Consider the following 19,297-nt stretch of genomic DNA (forward strand, 5'->3'; position numbering starts at 1 on the left):
CACGCTATAATAATGAGTTGTGAAATTTTAGCGATGTGGCTGGCGTGAGAATGAACCAAAATGAGACAAAATAAAACATATAGTGCGGGTCAATATGTTTCACTTTGAAACACAATAAAGCGGCGTAGTCAGTATATGTATGTTCCTGGAACAAGCCGCTTGTCGTGGTAGGCGTCGAGCACGGCGTCCACCGGCCCGCAGACATCGTCGATGACCTTGGTGCCTTTCCACACGAGGAAATCGTGGTATTTGCCTTCGATTCCGGCGCAGATGACGGTGTTGACGTTCTCGCTGATGGCCAGTCGGCAGATGGATTCCGCCGAGGCATGGTCCAGGACCACGACCTTTTCCTCCAGGCTTTCCCTGCGGCTGGATTCGCGGGGGATGGTGACGATGAGCACGTCTGTGGCGAGGTCGAAGCGGGGGGCCACGTCGTTGTCCATGAGTGGGATGAGTATTTTTTCCATGGGGCTATCCGAGGTCGTGGTGTTTCATCTTGCGCCACAGGGTGGAGCGGCCCCAGCCGAGGAGTTCGGCGGCCTGGCTTTTTCTGCCGCCCGCCCTGCGCAGGGCGTCGAGGATTATGGCGCGCTCCATGTCGGTCCAGGTGGCGGACGGGGCCATGGGCGTCCGGGGCAGGGCATCGGCCCTGCCGGGCGTATCTGCGGGCGCGCCGGACTGCCCGGAGGCGTCGGGCCATGCCGTGGGCTCCAACTCTGCGGGCTGGGGCGGGTCTGCCGGGTGGAGTAGATAGCCGGGCAGGTGCCGGGTGAGGATGAGCTTGCCGTCGCAGAAGTTGACCGCGTATTCGATGAGGTTGCGCAGTTCGCGAACATTGCCCGGATAGGGGTACGCCTTGAGCAGGGTCTTGGCGTTGTCCGAGAACCCTTCGACCTTCTTGCCGAACCGGGTCTGGAGCTTTTTCAGGAAGTGGTCCTGGAGCAGGGGGATGTCGCCGCCGCGCTCGCGAAGGGGCGGCAGGTGCAGGCGGATGACGTTGAGCCGGTAGAGCAGGTCCTGGCGGAACAGCTTCTGGCGGACCATGGCCTCCAGGTCGCGATGGGTGGCGACCACGACCCGGACATCGGTATGAAAGCCCTTGGAACTGCCCAGGGGATAGACCACCTTGTCGTCGAGAAAGGAGAGCAGCTTGACCTGGAGCGCCAAGGGCAGGTCGCCGATCTCTGTCAGGAACAGGGTGCCGCCGTGGGCCATGCGGAAACGGCCCGGCTTGTTCTGGTCCGCGCCGGTGAAAGCGCCCTTGGTGTGGCCGAAGAGCTCGGATTCGAGCAGGGTGTCGGGCAGCGCGCCGCAGTTGACCTTGACAAAGGGGCCGTCGCTGCGGGCCGACGCGTTGTGGATCTCCTCGGCCAGCAGATCCTTGCCGGTGCCTGTCTCGCCGGTGATGAGCACCGACGAGTCGGTCTGGGCAATGGAGGGAACCATGGCGAAGATCTTCTCGATCTGGGGGCTGCGCCCCACCAGATCGCCCAGCCCGAAAACGCCCGTGGCCACGCTGTTGAGGGTGTGGGTGGTCCGCGAGGTGATGGTCTCCACCGCGCCGCGCAGGCTCCCCTCCTCGTCCAGCAGGGGGGCCACGGTCAGGCGCACCTGGATCTTGCTGCGCTCGCGGCTGACGAGGTTGGCCTCGACGCCGACCGCCCCCAGCTTTTTCCACCCGGTCATGACCGGACAGTCGCCCATGCAGTAGTCGCAGCGCAGGCTGTGCAGGCACTGGAGCCCCAGCACCCGGTTGCGGTCCACGCCCGTGAGGGTCTCGTAGGTCTTGTTGACCAGCAGCAGGATGCCCGCGGCATCCATCACGGCCACGCCAAGCGGCAGCTCGTCGAGCATGGCCGAGAGGCTGTCCGTGTCTGGCAGCAGGGCGGCGAGCTGTGTCGGGTCTAGGGTGGGCATGGGACACGCCTGTCGGGGTGAAATGTTACATCTCGGCGCGCAGGCGCGGATCAGATTGAATCATAATGAAACAAGCACCAAAAGACAAGGCGCGCACACGGAGCCGTGATGGCGTGGTCCTGACGGATCGACTTCCGCAATCTCTTGACCATGGGGTCGTTGATGGTATTCTTGTCCTGCTTATGACTGAATAGGAACACCGTGTTCCCGCCCAGGCGAGGCAGGCGTGTCCGCACCCTGTCTGGTATCGCCGATAGCCCCTGCATAAACTTGGCAGCAGGTGGGCAACTGGGCGCGTCGCGGAAGCGTCGCCGGTTTGTCACTTGACGGTGGGGACCGGATCAGTACACTGGGCTCAATGAGATATCCCGCCATGCGCGCAGCGTGGCCGGGGCAAGGAGCCGCAACCCTTGGGAGATTGTATGGCGAATCTGCTGGAGAAGCATTGGCATTATCGGGAAGGCGACGAAGTGGCTGCGTTGCTTTCGGTTGATCCGAAAACCGGCCTTGATCAGTTTGAAACCGAGCAGCGGCTCAAGCGTTTCGGCGAGAACGTCATCACGGGAAAGCGTTCCAAGACCGCCCTTGAGCGTTTTCTGCTCCAGTTCCACCAGCCTCTGGTCTATATCCTTATCGCGGCGGGCGTGGTCACCGCCCTCCTGGGCGAGTGGGTGGATTCCTTTGTCATCATGGGCGTGGTTCTCGTCAATGCCCTGGTCGGCTATTTTCAGGAGGCCAAGGCGATCAAGGCGCTCCAGTCCCTTTCGGCGAGCATGCGCGTGGAGGCGGTCGCCCTCCGCGCCGGGGAGCCGGTGCGTCTTGCCGCGTCCCAACTGGTGCCAGGGGATATCGTCCTACTCAGGTCCGGCGACAAGGTTGCGGCGGACCTGCGCATCCTTTCGGTCAAGGAACTCAGGGTGGACGAGTCCACCCTGACCGGCGAATCCGTGCCCGTGGAAAAGAACCCGGCTGCCAGTCCCATGGACGCGGTGCTGGCAGACCGACGCTGCATGGCCTATGCGGGCACGCTGGTCAGCTTCGGCCAGGGGCGCGGCGTGGTCGTGGCCACGGGCAACCTGACCGAGATCGGGCGCATATCGGGCCTCATCGATTCGGCGGACGAGCTGGAAACCCCGCTGACCCGCAAGATCACCCGTTTCAGTCATCTCCTGCTCATCGCCATCCTGGCCCTGGCCGGTCTGGCCTTTCTCCTCGGCCTGATGCGTTCCGAGCCCTTGAGCGATATTTTCATGGCTGCCGTGGCCCTGGCCGTGGGTGCCATCCCCGAAGGACTGCCTGCGGCGGTGACCATCATCCTGGCCCTTGGCGTGTCGCGTATGGCCGAGCGCAAGGCGGTCATCCGCAGGCTGCCCGCCGTGGAAACCCTGGGCGGCACCACGGTCATTTGCTCGGACAAGACCGGCACCCTGACCGAAAACCAGATGACCGTGCAGAGCATCTTCAGCGGCGGGATGGGCTACGATGTTTCGGGCACAGGTTATGGCAGCGAGGGGGAGATCGTCGCCCAGGACGGCGGCGACGCCCGTGCCAGCAAGGCCCTGGAGGAGTGCCTGCGCGCAGGGTTGCTGTGCAACGACGCCAGGATACGGAGCAAGGACGGCCAACTATCCGTGGAGGGAGACCCCACCGAGGGGGCCTTGCTTGTCTCGGCGGCCAAGCTCGGCCTTGAGCTCGGTGCCGAGATGTCGGCCCGGCCCAGGGTGGACGAACTGCCCTTCGAGTCCGAGTGGCAGTACATGGCCACCGTGCATGACCAGGGCGACCATGTGATCGTCTACATGAAGGGTGCGGTGGAGAGGATCGTCGAATGCAGCGCAGCGAGCATGACCCCGTCCGGGGACGTGGCCGCGCTCAATGCCGATGTCATCCTGGAGGAGCAGCGGCGCATGGCGGCCAAAGGGCTCCGGGTGCTTGCCCTGGCCAGGAAGGTTCTGCCCGCAGGCAGCGGGATAGAGCGCGCGGACGCCTGCCTGGGCATGGATTTCCTCGGGTTGCAGGGGATGATCGACCCGCCGAGGGAGGAGGCTATCAAGGCGGTCGCGGCCTGCCAGAAGGCGGGCGTCTCCGTCAAGATGATCACTGGCGACCACGCGCTCACCGCAGAGGCCATCGGGCTCCAGCTCGGCCTGAGCGGCCGTGACTGCACCCTTGGCCGCGACTGCCCGGTGCTGACCGGCAGGGAGATCGCCGCATTGAGCGACAAGGAGCTGATCGAGAAGGTCGGCGGTGTGCCGGTCTTTGCCAGGGTTTCGCCGGAGCAGAAGCTGCGTCTGGTCATGGCCCTTCAGGCCAGGGGCGAGATCTGCGCCATGACCGGCGATGGCGTCAACGACGCCCCGGCGCTCAAGCAGGCGGACATCGGCATCGCCATGGGCATCACCGGGACGGATGTGGCCAAGGATGCCGCCGACATGGTGCTCACGGACGACAACTTCGCCACCATCACCGCAGCGGTGGAGGAAGGGCGGGGCGTCTACGCCAACCTGATCAAGTTCATCGCCTGGACCCTGCCCACCAACGCGGGCGAGGGGCTGGTCATCCTGTTCGCCATCCTCTTCAATACCGCACTGCCCATCCTTCCGGTGCAGATATTGTGGATCAACATGACCACCGCGGGCTGCCTGGGCATGATGCTCGCCTTCGAGCCCAAGGAGCCGGGCATCATGGAGCGCCCGCCGCACAGGCCGGACAAGCCTATCCTGGACCGGGTCATCCTGCGCCGGATCGGGCTGGTCAGCCTGTTGCTGCTTGTCTGCGCCTTCGGCCTCTTCAAGTGGGAGATATTAAGCGGCTCCTCGCCCGAAAAGGCGCGCACCATTGCCGTGAACGTTTTTGTCGTCATTGAGGGCTTCTACCTGTTCAACGCGCGCTCCTTCAAACGGTCGCCCTTTGCCCTGGGGCTTGGGACCAACCTGTGGGTCATCGGCGGCTTTGTCATCATGATGACCCTGCAACTGCTGTTCACCTATGCCCCGGTCATGAACACCCTGTTCTCCAGTACGCCCATCGGGCTGCTCGACTGGCTCAAGATCACCCTGTGCGGGGTGGCTGCCTTCCTGCTGGTGGAGGCAGACAAGAAACGCACCGCCTCGGACGTGTAAATCCGGGTCCAACGGGTCGTCACAGGCCCGCGATGCACTGGATGGCGCCCTCTGCCGTGTTGGCGGGAGGACGCAGAGTTGCCTGACAGGCCACACCTCAACAGACCGAATATGGAGAAGATCATGGACAAGGTGCTTTTCATTTGTGTTCACAATAGCGCGCGCAGCCAGATGGCCGAGGCATACCTCGATCTTTTCGGCAACGGGGAGTTCGAGGCGCAGAGCGCGGGTTTTGAACCCACCAGCATCAATCCGCTGGTGGTTGAGGTCATGCGCGAGGAAGGGGTGGACCTGAGCAGCAAGGGTGTGCAGTCCGCCTTTGACCTCTTTAGGCAGGGCAGGGTATTTTCCTACGTGATCACCGTGTGCAGCGATGCTGACGAGGCGCAGTGTCCGATCTATCCGGGCCTGGTGCGCCGTCTCCACATCCCCTTTGCCGATCCGTCAAAACTGGAAGGAACGCGCGAGGAAAAGCTGGCCCAGCTCAGGGGTATCCGTGACCAGATCAGGGAGGCGGTCAAGGGGTTTGTCGCGTGGGTGCGGGCAGGCGGCGAGGGCGATCTGATGCACCACATCAGACAATGACTTTTCGGGCCCGGACCATTCCGGGCCGCAGGCGGTAGGGCGTGGCCCGAGGCAGAGGGCCGGGCGCGCCTCAGGCCGCGAGGGGTTTGTTGTCGTCTTCCTCCTCAAGCAGGTGCAGGGCTATCTGCAGGGCGCTGCCGTGACTCAGGCAGACGTTGTTCTTGCCCACCAGCCGGACCACGCCGAGGGTGGTCATGTCCTGGTGGATTTCTTCGTGCAGGGCGATGATGACCTTGATGCCGGTTGCCTGGAGCCTTTCGATCATCTCGGTCAGGGCGAAGACGGCGGAGATGTCGATGAAGGGTACTTGCATACAGTTGACGACCACGATGCGGGTGCCGAGCAGCCGTTCGACCTTGTCCGCCATCTGGGAGGCGGTGCCAAAGAAAAACGGTCCGTTGATGTTCATGACGCGAATCCGGAAGCTGCTGGCTTTCTGGATGTCGCGCTCAAGGGTGGTGAGCTCGGCTGTGCTGTCGGTGCCGGAAATGCTGATCCTGGTCTGGCGCGAGATGCGCCAGGTGGTCATGACCGCAGCCAGGGTCACGCCGATGGCCACCGCCGCGATGAGATCGACAAACACGGTGATGCCGAAGACCGTCAGCATGACGGCCATGTCCTCGCGCGGAATCTGGCGAATGATCTTGAGCAGCCGGTAGTCGAGGATGTCAACCCCGACCTTGATGAGAATGCCCGCCAGCACAGCCAGGGGGATGTGCGAGGCCAGGGGGCCTGCCCCCAGGATGACGGCCAGGAGCAGCAGGGAGTGGACCACGCCCGAAAGCCGGGTGCGTCCGCCCGCGTTGATGTTGACCACGGTGCGCATGGTCGCGCCCGCGCCGGGCAGGCCGCCCACCAGGCCGCAGACGGCATTGCCGATGCCCTGGCCTATGAGTTCGCGGTTGGAGTCGTGCCGCTCCTTGGTCAGGGAGTCGGCCACGATGGAGGTGAGCAGAGAGTCTATGGTGCCGAGCAGGGCCAGCGCCAGGGCTGTTCCGGCTATGTGGCTCCACAGGGAGAGATCGATGGACGGCAGGTTGAATTCGGGCAAGCCCATGGGTATTTCGCCGATGGTGCTGACCGGCAGGTCGAAGCCCCAGGCGACCAGGGTCATGCAGACCAGGGCGATGAGCGGCGAAGGCAGCACCAGGGAGATGCGCGGCGGCACCTTGAAGACGATGAGCATGGTGGCCGCGGCCAGCAGCAGGCTGGGCAGGGAGATGTCGGCCAGGGCCGCCGGCAGATTGACCACGGCCATGATCGGCGAGTTGGCACCCGGACTGCCCAGGATGGGACCGAGCTGGAGCAGGATGATGATCACGCCGATGCCGGTCATGAATCCGGATATGACGGGATAGGGGATGAACCGGACAAAGCCGCCCACGCGGCACAGGCCAAAGCCGATCTGCATGAGCCCGGCCAGGATGACAACCATGCACACCGATTGGAAATCGCCGTGAAAGAGGACCACGGCGGAGGCCGTGACCACGGTCATGGGGCCTGTGGGGCCGGATATCTGGGTGCGGGTGCCGCCGAAGACCGCCGCGAAAAAGCCGAGCACCATGGCTCCGTAGAGTCCGGCTGCCGCTCCCGCGCCGCTTGCCACGCCAAAAGCCAGGGCCAGCGGCAGGGCTATTATGCCCGCCGTCAGCCCGCCGAATATATCGCCGCGCAGATGCGCTGGCGAAATGACCCTACGCATGGGGGGGATTCCTTGTTATGCAGTCGGCCTGTCAGCGGTCGGCTTGGTGTGCTTTCTTTTCCCTTCGGGCCGAGGCGGCTTCAGCCGCTTCGTCGATGGCCTTGATCAGAGCGTCCAGCTCCACGGGTTTGTTCAGGAAAGCCCGTGCCCCCCAGCGGCGACACTCGGTGACGCACAGGGGGGTGCCATACGCGCTGAGCATGATCACCTCCACATCCGGGTGCGAGGTCTTGATCAGATGCAGGGTTTCCAGCCCGTCGATGCCGGCCATGCGCACGTCGAGCACCACGACATCCATCTCCACGCCCTGGTTCAAGGCTTCGAGGGCCGTCCGTCCGCTGTGGGCCTGATGTATGGTGTAGCCGCGTTTATCCAGGCGGCGGGCAACGGCGTCGACAAACCCTTCTTCGTCATCCGTCAGCAATATGTTCACGGCCATGCGTTCAACCTCCGGGAGTGAAAAAAAGACAATCCTGTGTCTGTTCATGCCCAGTATCTTAAATGCGATTCAAAGGGAATGGGTAACAGGTCCAGGAACGAGCTTTTCAGCATGTCTTGCAGGCATGGACCCATCGTCGATGCCTGCTCAGGGAGACGAGTCTGGATGACGTTACTTGACACGGGATTGATCCTTGCTCATTGTATCCGCGCAGTGACTTAAACAGATGGAGCGTGTCATGGTGCAACCGGACAAGGCGGCGCGGGTTTTCAAGGTTCTTTCCGTGGAGTCGCGGGTGCGGCTCATCGAGCTGCTCAAGCAGCGGTCGCTGTGCGTCAATGCGCTGGCCCGGTCTCTGGCCATCACCCCTGCGGCGGTGTCGCAGCATCTCAGGGTGCTGCGCGACGCAGAGGTGGTCATCGCCGACAAGCAGGGCTACCATGTCCACTACCGGATCAATCCCGACACTTTGGCCCAATGGGCCCGCATCGCCGGGAGCGTTTTGCAGGCCGATGGCGTGCGCGAGCGCGTTGCCAGGAGTCTTGCCGGGACGGACGGGTAGTCGGCCTTCTCTTTTTTTGCCGATTTTCAAAGTCTGTGCGCAGTAACTTAATCAATTGAGCCGGAGGTTGCCATGAGCATGCATCATCGCCGCAAGGGCGTGGTTGACGCGGGACGTCCCTGTGGATGGAAGGAAGGGGGCGGCCATGTCCGCTGAAAACGGAGCCGCCATCGAGGTGCGCGGGCTGGCCAAGCGGTTTGGCGAGGTGCAGGCGGTCAGGCAGGTGGACTTCACGGTGTCGCCGGGCGAGTTGTTCGGCTTTCTCGGTCCCAACGGGGCGGGCAAGACCACGACCATCAACATGCTCACCGGGCTGGCCCGGCCCGATGCCGGGTCCATCGTCATCGACGGCATTGATTGCGTCAGGCATCCCAGGGCGGCCCAGCACCTCATCGGCGTGGTCCCGGACGAGAGCAACCTGTACCCCGAGCTGAGCGGCTACGACAACCTGTGCTTCTGCGCCGCGCTCTATGGCATGGGCAAGGCCGAGCGCCGGGAGCGGGCGGACGAACTGCTGGAAGCCTTTGGCCTGACCCAGGCCGCCGGGCGCAAGTTCGCCGGATATTCCAAGGGCATGAAGCGCAAGCTGACCATCGCCGCCGGGATCATCCACAGGCCGAGGATTCTCTTTCTCGACGAGCCGACCACGGGCATCGACGTGGCCAGCGCCCGACATCTGCGCCAGCTCATCGCCGAACTGCACGAGGCCGGGACCACCGTGTTCCTGACCACCCATTATATCGAGGAAGCGGAGCGGCTGTGCGACCGCATCGCCTTCATCCTGGCGGGCAGCATCGTCAGGGTGGATACCGTGGCCAATCTGGTGCAGCCAATCCTGGATCGGCATGTGGTCCAGATCGCGTGCGAAAACGGTTTCGACAAAGGCGCGGGTGGCGGGCATGACGCCATTTCGGCCCGGCTCAGGGCCGCGTTTCCTGATCTCCATTTCGGCTCCTTCGAGTCCGGGGCGATCCGTGTGGAAGGCGACGGCCCGGTACGCGTCGGGCCGCTGGTGCGGTTTCTGGAGGAGCAGGAGCTTGAGGTGTCCGAGGCGCGCAGGATCAGGCCGAGTCTTGAGGATGTCTTTGTCTCCATCACCGGCATCGAGGCCGACGCCATGCGCGGCGAAAAGGAAAAATCGGGAGGCCCGCGATGAAACGCTGGATTGCGTTCTGGAACATATTGGTCAAGGACATGCGCACCTATTACATGAAGCCGCCCAACATCAGCTGGGGGCTGCTCTTTCCCCTGGCCTGGACCGGCATGTTCTTCATCCGCTCAGGCCAGGGGCTGGAGAGCGTGCCTTCGGTGCTGCCCGGCGTGGTGGCCGTGTCCATCCTGTTCGGCACCACCTCCATGCTGGCCGTGACCGTGACCTTCGAGAAGAAGAACCGCTCGTTCGAGCGGCTGCTCCTGGCGCCGCTCCCCTTTGAGCTGCTGATGCTGGCCAAGACGAGCGGGGCGATCCTCTTCGGCATTGCCAACGCCTTTGTGCCGGTGATCATGGCCGCCTTTCTCATGGATCTGTCCCATGTGGCGTGGTCCGTGTTCGTGCCCGCCGTGGTTTTGATCGCCGTGGCCTCGGCCTTTCTCGGCTTGTTCATCGCCGTGGCCGTGAGCGAGGTCTTCGAGGCCCAGACCTTTTCCAACTTCTTCCGCTTTCCCATGATCTTCCTGTGCGGGCTTTTCTTCCCCATCAGCGGGCTGCCCGTGTTCCTCAAGCCGCTCTCCTTCGCGCTTCCGTTGACGTATGGGGCGGATGTGCTTCACGGGGCGGTCCACGGCGATCATCTGCTGCCGTATGCCGTTGATCTGGCCATTCTCGGCGTATTCTGTCTCGGCCTGTTCCTGCTCAGCCTGCGCAACATCAGGAAGCGCTGGATCGCCTGAACCGTACCCGGTCAGAGGCCTCTTTGGGGTGCCACCCGCGCCAGAGCGGCCCAGGCGTCAGCGCCGGGGCATGCCGGGGCCGGCGTCCCTGAAGACCACGGTCATCAGGGTTCCGGCCTGATCATCCGTGCGCATGACGATGTTGGCCCCGTGGGTACGGGCGATGAGTGCGGCAAAGTAGGTGCCAAGGCCGGTGCCGTTCTCCTTGCCGTGGGTGACGTATTTGTCGAAGACCCGGTGGCGGATCTCGGCTGGCACCGGGGTCTGGTTGTAGACCGAAACCCGCTTGCGCGGGCCGTTTTCCAGGCGCATGAGGACCAAGCCGCCCCGGTTGGACGCCTCGATGGCGTTCTGGATCAGGTTTCTGAGCATGGCTCGCAGCAGCGGCTCCTCGCCCCGGACGGCGAACTGCTCCACGCCGACCACCTCGGCCTCGTCCAGCTCGATGTTCAGCGACACGCCCAGGCTGGCGAGCAGGGGGGCGAATTCCTCCTCAAGGGCGCAGGCGGTTTCCACAAGGTCCACGGGCTTCTGGCGCAGGGAGTAGATGCCGTGCTCCATCTTGAACATGTCGAGATGGTTGCGGATCATGTCGAGCATCCGGTAGCCAGCCGCGCGGATGCGCTTGACGCTCTTGACTTGCTGGTCGTTCAGCCCGCCCTCGGTCAAGAGCAGCTCCGGGTAGCCGATGACCAGGCTCAAGCTCGATTTCAGGTCGTGCCGGTTGATGCGCTCCACCTCGTCGCGGACCATCTCGGCCTTGGTCCTGCGCCGTATCTCGGCCTCCAACATCAGGTTCTTGCGCTCCAGCTCCTGGCCGCTGATCTCCAACTGCCGAGTGCGTTCTTCCACCATCTGCTCCAGGTATTGGCGGTGGCCGCGCAGTTCGGCATCGCGCTGTCCGATCTTTTCGAGCATGGCGTTGAACCCGACCACGAGCATGCCGATCTCGTCGTCGCTGCGATACTCCACCCGCCTTGCATAGTCCTCGTTCAGGGTGATGTCGGCCACGGCGCGGCCAAGCTCGGTCAGCGGGTCGGTCAGCCGCCGCCGGAAGCGGATCGCCACCCGGATGCAGACCGCGAAGACACCCGCCATGATGAGCAGGGCGATGAGCAGGGAGCGCCACATGGCCGCCCACTGGTCGGCCAGGGACACGGTCACCACCAGCCAGCTGCCGGGCGAGGCCGAGGCCACGGGCCGGATCACGGTCAGGCTCGACAGGTGCATCTCGACCACCGGCTCGCCATTACGCAGAGCCTGGGCTTGGTCTGGGAGTGGGGGCGGCTCGCCATAGGCGGCGAACAGGACGTTCCCGTCCACATAGACCGCTGCCCCGGAAACCTCGGAGATCAGGGCCAGGGCGGCCAGATCCTCGGTGGCCGCGTCGGGATCGTCAAAGTCCGCTGCCGCAGCCAGGGATGAGGCCATGAGGCTTGTCAGCGAGCGCGCCCGCTGGGCCGCCTCGCGTTCATGGGAGTGGATGGCAAAGAGCAGGTTCAGGGCAAAGGCCAGCACCAGCGCCAGCAGCGACGTGCCGAGAATGGCGGCCACCAGCTTGCGGCCCAGGGGGGTGAAGCGGTCATCGTGCATTGTCGCCCCCGTGGTATATCCTGGCCAGTCCCAGCAGCCGGGAGCTGATGTCCAGGCCCGCCCGCTCGGCGGCCTCCGGGTTGATCTCCAGCTTGAGCTTGCCGTCTGACAGGAAAAGATTGACCACCGCGCCCATGCGCAGGCTGGCCGGGCTTTGGCCGACAGTCAGAACCGGGCGCCTGGAGGCCCATTGCAGGATGGCCGCCGCGGACCGGTCCGGCGCGCCCGCCAGGACCAGAACATGACAGGTGTCCACAGGCCACTGCACGAGCCTGAAGCCGCCGCTGTCCCCGGCATCGTCGAAGTAGGGGCGCAGACTCTCGGCGTCGGTGGCCGCCACGATGACCGGTTCGCCGTCGGCGGGAGCGGCATCCTCAGGCCAGGTGACGTACCTGACCAGCCGCTGGACGAACAGGGCTCGTAATTGGTCGCCCGTGGCCGTGCGCGGCGATGAGCCGGGCAGGGCCGGAATCGGGGTGAGCAGGAGTGCGGCGAGCAGTGCCGCCACGAACAGGCCCTTGCCCGTATCCATTAGAAATCCCATGTAATCCTCAGATCGACACTGGGGCCGACCTTGAGCGGTGAAAACTGCGCATGCGGTTCGGTGAGGTTGCGGCCGATGAGCTCGATGAGCAGGGCGTCCGTGGCCCGCCACGAGGTATGGGCGTCCAGGGTGAAGAAGCCTGGCACGCGGGGATTGGTCGGGCTGTCGATGTAGCCTGCCAGGAGATCGAAGCCGACGCCCTCCCACGGCGTGGTCAGGGCCTGGAGCTTGAGCTCGCCCTGGGTGCCGTTCTCCGGCATGGAGTCGCCCATGGGGGCCTTGTCCATGCCGTAGACGCGCTGGTCGATGAGGCTGATTGAGGGACGCAGCGTCAGCCAGTCCGCCGCGCGCCAGTTGAGCAGGGCCTCCATGCCGTAGGCCGTGCCGCGCAGGGTGTTGGCAAAGGTGGCCGTCATCGACGTGTCGTCGAATTCGAGCTTGGTCAGGTGGTCGTAGTCGTTGACGTACAGGGACAGGTCCAGGCTCAGGTCGCGCGAGGCGGTGTGGCGGTAGCCCGCTTCGTAGGAGATCATTTTTTCGGTACCCAGGTTTCCGGGGGCGACGACCGTGTATTCGACGCCGTGCTGTCTGATCCGGTAGCTGCCGTCGCGCTGCCAGCGCGAGTCGGCGCGCACGGCGCGCGAGATGGCCAGCCAGTATTCGTTGTCGGTGCGGGTGTAGAGCAGCCGGGCCGTGGGCTGCACCTCAAGCTGGCCCTGGCCGAAATAGTCGAACTTGGAGCCGAGGATCAGGAAGAACTGCCTGGGCGACAGGGTGATCTTGTCCTGCACAAAGGCGTTGACCTCGTAATAATCCGGGTCCTTCATGTCGATGGACACGGCCCGCCCGTTGGTGAACTCGTCCCAGTTGTAGCGGGTGCCCGCGCCAAGGGTGAAGCGATGCGCTCCGGCCTGCTCCGCCGCGTACTGGACCTCGGCGTCCGCCGTGTTGAGCACCCCTTCGAGGTCGCCGATGGATGTCTGCTCGCGTGTGTACGAAGTGCGGAAGCTGACGCTTGAGTCGAGGCCCAGGGCCCTGTCCCAGGAGAACTGGCCGTAGCCGGTGTAGGTGTTGGTGGATTTTGGGTCATGGATGTGGGGCGTGCTTGCCGCACTGTCGTCGATGCGCGCCCCGGTCAGCTCGCCCTGGAGGGAGAGGGCGTCGGTGAAGGCGTTGGTCCAGTCCGCCCTGAAGCCGGTGCGGCCCTGCTTCCAGTCGCTCGACCCCCGTTGGCCGGAGTTGCCGGAGAGCCAGCTGCCGGTGCGGTAGGCGCCGTTGGCGTACATCCTGTAGTGGCCTTCGTCGCCCAGGGTGTCGCCGGTGCGCAGCGTTTGCTCGAAGCCGGTGGTGCCGAGCATGGTCACACTCTGGTTGCCCTGAGTCTCGGCAGCCGTTTTGGTGATGACGTTGATGACCCCGGTGAAGGAATCCGCCCCCCACAGGCTTGTCCACGGCCCCCGGACCACCTCGATGCGCTTGACCGTGCTGAGAGGGACGCCGCTGCCGCCCCAGTACACCCCGGCTGCTGCGGACGAGGTGACGGGCCGTCCGTCGATGAGCACAAGGTGCTTGTTGTCGAGCATGCCGTTGAAACCCCGGATGCCCACGGCCCATTTGTCGGTGTCGGTCTGGGCCACATGGACACCCGGCACCAGCTTGAGCGCCTCCTGGATGGTGGTGGCCCCGGAGCGGAATATATCCTCCTCGGAGAGCACGGTGACTGCCCCAGCCACCTGGCTCAGGGGTTCGGCCCGGCGTGACGCCGTGACCACCTCGACCTCCATCAGTTCCTTGAGGTCGAGGTCCTCCAGCCGCTGGTCGTCCGCTGCAGCAGAGGTGACGGACATGGCCACAAGGAGCAGCAGTCCAAGGAGCAGAAGCCCAGCCAGAAGTCCCCTGCCCCGGCCCGGCATCTAGACCGCTCCGGCCTGTGGCACGGCGAGCAGGTAGCCGCGTCCGCGAATGGTCTTGATGCTGGCGTGGCCGCCCAGTTTCCGGCGCAGGTTGCTCATGTGCACATTGAGCACATAGTCGTCGAAATCCGTGTCGCGCCCCAGCGCCTTTTCCATGAGATCCTCGCGCTGCACGATGTTGCCCAGGTTCAGGGCGAGCTGCTCTATCAGGCCGAATTCAGTTGAGGTCAGATGCACCGGCGCGTCGGACAGGGTCACCTGCTGCGCCCCCCGGTTGATGAGAATCTCGCCCACCTTGATGTCCCCCTGTGGTCGGGGGGGCTGCTGGGGGTCGCCATCGCCTCGCTCCGGGCCGACGCGGCGCAGCACGGCGCGCATCCGGGCCAGCAGCTCGCGCAGGGGGAACGGCTTGGACACATAGTCGTCCGCGCCCATCTCAAGCCCCACCACGCGGTCGATCTCCTCGCCGCGCCCGGTCAGCATGATCACGGGTACAGCCGAATCCCCCCGGAGCCTCGACAGGACGTTGAAGCCGCTGGTGTCCGGCAGCATGACATCGAGAATGATCAGGCAGTATTCGTTCGATCTGGCCTGGGCCAGGCCGGATTCCCCGTTGTAGGTGGCGTCCAGGGCAAAGCCTTCACCTTCCAGGTAGCGGCCCAGGAGTTCTGCCAGTTCCGGGTCGTCGTCAATCAATAGAACCTTATTCATAACGGACTCCTTTGAATGAATGGTAAAGATTCATCATCAATAATTGAACTGTTATATTGTTAAGAAATGTAAAGATTGTTGTGAAATGTAAATTTTGTATGAATCTATTAAGCATTGGTTAATTTTTTGATGCAGGAAAAATTTGCCCTGCGTAAACGGTACATGTGATTCGCTCCGTATAAATGGTCATAAAGCCTCACTCGCGGTGGGTGAGGCAAATGCATGGATGCAGAACCATTCAAGGAGGAACACATGTCTTTAGTCGTCAACAACAACATGATGGCAGCCAATGCGGCCCGCAACCTGAACACCTCTTACAGCGCGCTGAGCACGTCTACGGAGCGTCTGTCTTCCGGCCTTCGCATCAACTCGTCCTCAGACGATGCGGCCGGGCTGGCAGTTCGCGAACTGATGCGCTCGGACGTCGCGACCATCAACCAGGGTGTGCGCAACGCCAATGACGGCATCTCCATGATCCAGACCGCTGACGGCGCCTTGAGCGTGGTCGACGAGAAGCTCATTCGGATGAAGGAACTGGCCGAGCAGGCGTCCACCGGTACCTACACAGACAGCCAGCGGCAGATCATCGACGACGAGTATCAGGCCATGGCCTCGGAAATCACCCGTATCGCCAGCGCCACGGACTTCAACGGCATCCACCTGCTCAATGGCAACCTGGGCGGGACGGGCATGACCATCCACTTCGGCACCGGTAACGACGAGGCCGAGGACAAGTATGCCGTGACCATCGACGATTGCAGCGCCGAGGCGCTGGGCGTCGGCATCGGCGTCGGCGAGAATGTGGCTGGCGCCACGGTTTCCACCCAGGCATCTGCCCAGGCAGCACTGGAGGCGCTCGACAACGCCATCACCTCCAAGGACAAGGTCCGCGCCAACCTGGGCGCCATGGAGAACCGGCTGTCAGCCACCATCTCCAACCTGGAAATCCAGGCCGAGAACCTCCAGGCCGCCGAATCCCGCATCTCGGACGTGGATGTGGCCACCGAGATGACCGAGTACACCAAGCAGCAGATCATCACCCAGATGGCTGTTTCCATGCTCTCCCAAGCCAACTCGCTGCCGCAGATGGCCCTGTCCCTCATCGGCTAGCCCTCCAACACATGGCCAGGTCCGGTTTCGCCGGGCCTGGCCTCCCTGATTACAATAGCGCTCCAGGCGTGGAAAAGGTTGCAGGTCGCGCCTGGGAAAATCCTGCCCGCCGCTTGCTCAGCCCGCCGCCCGGCATTGCCCGCCGCCCCCGCAGTTGGTCCCACGCCCGCACAGCATCCTGAAATGCCGACTTTTTTCATGAAGTTTTCTCAAGGACGTCTCTGCGTCCTGAATAAATTCGAAAGATTCATGGTCATTCATTTCTTTCGTCTGAATGCAAGTAGACAAATATTGATTCAAAACCAATGTTGCACGGCATGCTGGTTGCTCAATTCAGGGCATGAAGACGCTTACTTGTTCAACAACACTCCATACACAGGCTAACATTATTGATCTTTCGTATGCAGATTTTTTTGAAAAATATTCTCGTGTAATATTTAAATTCATACATGCATTCTCTTCAGCCAAGCATTTGAAAGTCAATCGTGACGATATTGATGACATATATCAAGAAATTGCGATGAAGATCATCAGGAATGACTACATTTATAAGTACAACAACGAGAAGAGTTCGTTTTTGACATGGCTCAATATTATCTGCCGGACCATGACAATTGACTACTACAGAAGGAAGCTGCGCTGGGAGACTGGCGAGTGGAGTGACGAGCCGGAAGAGTCCACGGACCTGGGCGCGGAGCAGCCCGTGTTCATTCTGCCAGCCGGAGTGCTCACGGACAGGCAGGAGGAAGTGATCGCCCTGTTTTTCAAGGACGACATGGAAGCGGGCGAGATCGCGGCAAAGCTCGGCATATCGCCCATGACCGCCAGGAGCATCAAGTTCCAGGCTTTGGAGAGACTGCGCAGACATTTCAAAACCGCCGCGCGGGCCAGCACGGATCAGGGCGTGGACCAAGGCGCGAAAGAGACACGGAGGAAAGTGTCATGACCGTTGAAACGACCAGCTATTACGAGTCCCTGCTGACAGCGTCCTCGGAGACGGCGGACACGAGTACGGCCAGCACCTCATTGGGATCAATGGATTTTCTGAATCTGCTCATCACCCAGTTGCAGTACCAGGATCCGACCGAGCCGGTGGACAACACGGAAATGGTCAACCAGATGACCCAGTTCTCCCAGCTTGAGTCGCTAACCAGCATCGAAGACAAGCTCGACGAGTTGACATCGAGTCTGAGCGCGTCCTCGACCACCAGCGCCATCAGCTACCTGGGCAAGGAAGTGGAGGCCTCGGGCTACTCCCTAAGCAAGTCAGGCGACGACATCTCCGACCTCTACCTCACCCTCGACGACGCCGCCGAGTCAGTGACCGTCAACATCTACAACTCAAGCGGCACTATCGTCGACACCGAGACCCTGAGCGCCCTTGAAGCGGGTAGCTATTCCTTTACCTGGGACGGGCTCGATTCCGACGGTTCGGAGGTGGCCGACGGCACCTATTACGTCGCGATCTCTGCCGAGGACAGCAACGGCGACTCGGTGGATGTCAGCACCACCACCACGGGCACCGTGGCGGGCATCAGCACCACCAGCGACGGCGTAGTTCTCATCCTGGACGATGGTCGCACCGTGAATCTGAGCGACGTGACCCTCGTCACCACATAACGCGTCAACATTTGTCTGCAATACAAGGAGGTTTGATATGAGTATCACAGGATCAATGTACACCGGCATCTCCGGACTCAAGGCCCAGAGCCAGGCCACCTCGGTGGTCAGCAACAATCTGGCCAACTCCACCACCACTGCCTACAAGAGTTCGTCCATCACCTTTGAGGACGTGTTCTACAGCACGGTCTACGCCGGCGGTAGCGTCGGCCAGGTGGGCAACGGCGTGACCGTGGCCTCGGTCAATACTGACTATTCCCAGGGATCTTACGAGTCCACCAATTCGGCCACGGACGTGGCCATCAACGGCAACGGATTCTACGTGGTGATCGACCCGGACACGGGCAACACCTATTACACCAGGGCAGGCAACTTCACCTTCAACACTGAAGGCTATCTGGAGGATGCCCACGGCAACAAGGTCCAGGGTTGGGCCATGAACGACGGCTCCATTGAGGGCACCCTGACGGACATCGTCATCGATCAGTCCCAGTCCCCGCCCAACGCGACATCTGAGGTCGGCTTTTCGCTCAACCTTGATTCCACCGAGACCGATCACACGACCTCGGCTACCAATCCCTACGCGGCCCTGTTCGAGGCCTACGACGGCACCGCCGACCCTGCCCTTGGCGACTCCGCCTATGCCTATTCCACCACGATCAGCGTCTTTGACGAGAACGGCTCGGCCCATGATGTGACCGTCTACTTCGACCCGGTCGAGACCGACGACGGGACCATTGTCTGGGAATACGTAGTCACCTGCAACGGCAGCGAGGACAACCGCGATTTCAACGGGACCGAGATGAACGCCACCAGCGGCGCGGGCATGCTCATGACCGGCACCGTCACCTTCAGTTCGTCGGGCGACATCGTGTCCATGACGGCCTTCACCCTTTCGGACACGCCGACCAATCTGACCGACCCGCTGGCCGCTGAAAACTGGGTTCTGGCCGACTTCGACGCGGACGGCTTCCCGGTCTTTTCCGCCAACTTCACGGGGGCGGACGAGGATCAGCCCATAGCCCTCAATCTCGGCATGGCCAACACCAACACCACAGGCACGGGCTGGGACACCTCGGGCGGCATCTCCTCGCTGGCCGATTTCACCCCGACCACGGCGGTCGGCGATCTGCCCGCTTTCAACAACGGCGTAGTGCAAACCACCACGACCACCAGCACCTCGCTGAGTTCGGCCACCTACAGCCTGTCCCAGGACGGCTACGCTCCGGGCGTGCTCATCAACGTGGCTATTGACGAAAACGGCGTGCTCTCCGGCGAATACACCAACGGCCAGACCCAGGAACTCTACACCATCGCCCTGGCTAACTTCACCAACACCCAGGGATTGAGCTCTCAGGGCAGCAATCTCTACTCGGCCACCACCGAATCGGGGCAGGCGTTCATCGGCACGCCCGGTTCCGCCGGGTTCGGCACCATCGCCTCCAACTCTCTGGAGCAGTCCAACGTGGACACCGCCACCGAGCTGACCAAGCTGATCATCCTCCAGGCAGCCTACCAGGCCAACGCCAAGGTCATCACCACGGCTGACACCCTGCTCTCCGCCGCCATCAGTATGAAGCGGTAATTGG

At 62.7% G+C, this 19,297-nt stretch carries 17 protein-coding genes; 9 read left to right on the forward strand and 8 right to left on the reverse strand.

Annotated elements, in window-relative coordinates:
* Positions 1 to 128 precede the first annotated feature (128 nt).
* Together DAES_RS05485 and DAES_RS05490 are read right to left on the reverse strand one after the other, a co-directional pair.
* Entirely contained in the window at positions 129 to 467 is a 339-nt protein-coding gene (locus DAES_RS05485; protein WP_013514043.1) for a NifB/NifX family molybdenum-iron cluster-binding protein, read from the reverse strand.
* Between the two features lie 4 nt (positions 468 to 471).
* Positions 472 to 1,917, reverse strand: coding sequence for a sigma-54 interaction domain-containing protein (locus tag DAES_RS05490; protein WP_013514044.1), 1,446 nt, complete (start codon positions 1,915 to 1,917; stop codon positions 472 to 474).
* Between the two features lie 422 nt (positions 1,918 to 2,339).
* Here DAES_RS05490 and DAES_RS05495 point away from each other — a divergent pair, with 422 nt between their 5' ends.
* On the forward strand, positions 2,340 to 5,039 hold the full coding sequence (locus DAES_RS05495) for a cation-transporting P-type ATPase (protein ID WP_013514045.1): 2,700 nt from the start codon (positions 2,340 to 2,342) through the stop codon (positions 5,037 to 5,039).
* Positions 5,040 to 5,162: 123 nt separating this feature from the next.
* Positions 5,163 to 5,624: an arsenate reductase ArsC gene (locus tag DAES_RS05500; RefSeq protein ID WP_013514046.1), complete on the forward strand. Its 462-nt coding sequence runs from the start codon at positions 5,163 to 5,165 to the stop codon at positions 5,622 to 5,624.
* A 70-nt stretch (positions 5,625 to 5,694) separates the two neighbouring features.
* Here the strand turns inward: DAES_RS05500 and DAES_RS05505 are convergent, their stop codons facing one another.
* Positions 5,695 to 7,326: a SulP family inorganic anion transporter gene (locus DAES_RS05505; RefSeq protein ID WP_013514047.1), complete on the reverse strand. Its 1,632-nt coding sequence runs from the start codon at positions 7,324 to 7,326 to the stop codon at positions 5,695 to 5,697.
* Positions 7,327 to 7,357: 31 nt separating this feature from the next.
* On the reverse strand, positions 7,358 to 7,765 hold the full coding sequence (locus DAES_RS05510) for a response regulator (protein ID WP_013514048.1): 408 nt from the start codon (positions 7,763 to 7,765) through the stop codon (positions 7,358 to 7,360).
* A 238-nt stretch (positions 7,766 to 8,003) separates the two neighbouring features.
* Here DAES_RS05510 and DAES_RS05515 point away from each other — a divergent pair, with 238 nt between their 5' ends.
* The 3 genes from DAES_RS05515 (at position 8,004) to DAES_RS05525 (ending at position 10,217) form a co-directional block, all read left to right on the forward strand.
* Entirely contained in the window at positions 8,004 to 8,327 is a 324-nt protein-coding gene (locus tag DAES_RS05515) for an ArsR/SmtB family transcription factor (RefSeq protein ID WP_013514049.1), read from the forward strand.
* A 145-nt stretch (positions 8,328 to 8,472) separates the two neighbouring features.
* Positions 8,473 to 9,483 carry an ABC transporter ATP-binding protein gene (locus tag DAES_RS05520; RefSeq protein ID WP_013514050.1) on the forward strand — a complete coding sequence of 337 codons (1,011 nt, stop codon included), beginning with the start codon at positions 8,473 to 8,475 and terminating at the stop codon, positions 9,481 to 9,483.
* A complete protein-coding gene (locus tag DAES_RS05525) occupies positions 9,480 to 10,217 on the forward strand; it encodes an ABC transporter permease (protein ID WP_013514051.1) in 738 nt (245 codons plus the stop codon). Before DAES_RS05520 ends, DAES_RS05525 begins: the two co-directional genes overlap by 4 nt.
* A 57-nt stretch (positions 10,218 to 10,274) precedes the next feature.
* On the opposite strand, the gene DAES_RS05530 is transcribed toward DAES_RS05525, so the two are convergent.
* From DAES_RS05530 to DAES_RS05545, 4 genes are read right to left on the reverse strand one after another with little or no spacing between them, the layout of a single operon-like run.
* On the reverse strand, positions 10,275 to 11,810 hold the full coding sequence (locus tag DAES_RS05530; RefSeq protein ID WP_013514052.1) for a sensor histidine kinase: 1,536 nt from the start codon (positions 11,808 to 11,810) through the stop codon (positions 10,275 to 10,277).
* Positions 11,800 to 12,354, reverse strand: a complete 555-nt coding sequence (locus tag DAES_RS05535; protein ID WP_013514053.1) for a YfiR family protein — start codon at positions 12,352 to 12,354, stop codon at positions 11,800 to 11,802. The genes DAES_RS05530 and DAES_RS05535 overlap by 11 nt, the downstream gene beginning before the upstream one ends.
* On the reverse strand, positions 12,342 to 14,267 hold the full coding sequence (locus DAES_RS05540) for a TonB-dependent receptor plug domain-containing protein (RefSeq protein ID WP_013514054.1): 1,926 nt from the start codon (positions 14,265 to 14,267) through the stop codon (positions 12,342 to 12,344). The genes DAES_RS05535 and DAES_RS05540 overlap by 13 nt, the downstream gene beginning before the upstream one ends.
* Positions 14,268 to 14,978 (reverse strand): response regulator transcription factor, encoded by a 711-nt coding sequence (locus DAES_RS05545; RefSeq protein ID WP_013514055.1) that lies wholly within the window; start codon positions 14,976 to 14,978, stop codon positions 14,268 to 14,270.
* A gap of 252 nt (positions 14,979 to 15,230) precedes the next feature.
* Between DAES_RS05545 and DAES_RS05550 the strand changes: the two genes are divergently transcribed.
* From DAES_RS05550 to DAES_RS05565, 4 genes are all read left to right on the forward strand, one after another.
* Entirely contained in the window at positions 15,231 to 16,088 is an 858-nt protein-coding gene (locus DAES_RS05550; protein WP_013514056.1) for a flagellin N-terminal helical domain-containing protein, read from the forward strand.
* A 340-nt stretch (positions 16,089 to 16,428) separates the two neighbouring features.
* A complete protein-coding gene (locus DAES_RS05555; protein ID WP_157864813.1) occupies positions 16,429 to 17,034 on the forward strand; it encodes an RNA polymerase sigma factor in 606 nt (201 codons plus the stop codon).
* Positions 17,031 to 17,708 carry a flagellar hook assembly protein FlgD gene (locus DAES_RS05560; protein ID WP_013514058.1) on the forward strand — a complete coding sequence of 226 codons (678 nt, stop codon included), beginning with the start codon at positions 17,031 to 17,033 and terminating at the stop codon, positions 17,706 to 17,708. The genes DAES_RS05555 and DAES_RS05560 overlap by 4 nt, the downstream gene beginning before the upstream one ends.
* 37 nt (positions 17,709 to 17,745) lie before the next feature.
* Positions 17,746 to 19,293 (forward strand): flagellar hook protein FlgE, encoded by a 1,548-nt coding sequence (locus DAES_RS05565; RefSeq protein WP_013514059.1) that lies wholly within the window; start codon positions 17,746 to 17,748, stop codon positions 19,291 to 19,293.
* Positions 19,294 to 19,297: the final 4 nt, after the last annotated feature.

Origin of the sequence: Pseudodesulfovibrio aespoeensis Aspo-2, from assembly GCF_000176915.2 — a bacterium.
GTDB classification, from domain to species: Bacteria; Desulfobacterota; Desulfovibrionia; order Desulfovibrionales; family Desulfovibrionaceae; genus Pseudodesulfovibrio; species Pseudodesulfovibrio aespoeensis.

Coding starts and splice junctions, on each gene's coding strand:
- DAES_RS05495 (WP_013514045.1), top strand. CDS start 2,340: ATGGCGAATCTGCTGGAGAAGCATTGGCATTATCGGGAAGGCGACGAA.
- DAES_RS05540 (WP_013514054.1), bottom strand. CDS start 14,267: ATGCCGGGCCGGGGCAGGGGACTTCTGGCTGGGCTTCTGCTCCTTGGA.
- DAES_RS05535 (WP_013514053.1), bottom strand. CDS start 12,354: ATGGGATTTCTAATGGATACGGGCAAGGGCCTGTTCGTGGCGGCACTG.
- DAES_RS05565 (WP_013514059.1), top strand. CDS start 17,746: ATGAGTATCACAGGATCAATGTACACCGGCATCTCCGGACTCAAGGCC.
- DAES_RS05515 (WP_013514049.1), top strand. CDS start 8,004: ATGGTGCAACCGGACAAGGCGGCGCGGGTTTTCAAGGTTCTTTCCGTG.
- DAES_RS05525 (WP_013514051.1), top strand. CDS start 9,480: ATGAAACGCTGGATTGCGTTCTGGAACATATTGGTCAAGGACATGCGC.
- DAES_RS05555 (WP_157864813.1), top strand. CDS start 16,429: ATGAAGACGCTTACTTGTTCAACAACACTCCATACACAGGCTAACATT.
- DAES_RS05560 (WP_013514058.1), top strand. CDS start 17,031: ATGACCGTTGAAACGACCAGCTATTACGAGTCCCTGCTGACAGCGTCC.
- DAES_RS05500 (WP_013514046.1), top strand. CDS start 5,163: ATGGACAAGGTGCTTTTCATTTGTGTTCACAATAGCGCGCGCAGCCAG.
- DAES_RS05545 (WP_013514055.1), bottom strand. CDS start 14,978: ATGAATAAGGTTCTATTGATTGACGACGACCCGGAACTGGCAGAACTC.
- DAES_RS05520 (WP_013514050.1), top strand. CDS start 8,473: ATGTCCGCTGAAAACGGAGCCGCCATCGAGGTGCGCGGGCTGGCCAAG.
- DAES_RS05485 (WP_013514043.1), bottom strand. CDS start 467: ATGGAAAAAATACTCATCCCACTCATGGACAACGACGTGGCCCCCCGC.
- DAES_RS05490 (WP_013514044.1), bottom strand. CDS start 1,917: ATGCCCACCCTAGACCCGACACAGCTCGCCGCCCTGCTGCCAGACACG.
- DAES_RS05505 (WP_013514047.1), bottom strand. CDS start 7,326: ATGCGTAGGGTCATTTCGCCAGCGCATCTGCGCGGCGATATATTCGGC.
- DAES_RS05550 (WP_013514056.1), top strand. CDS start 15,231: ATGTCTTTAGTCGTCAACAACAACATGATGGCAGCCAATGCGGCCCGC.
- DAES_RS05510 (WP_013514048.1), bottom strand. CDS start 7,765: ATGGCCGTGAACATATTGCTGACGGATGACGAAGAAGGGTTTGTCGAC.
- DAES_RS05530 (WP_013514052.1), bottom strand. CDS start 11,810: ATGCACGATGACCGCTTCACCCCCCTGGGCCGCAAGCTGGTGGCCGCC.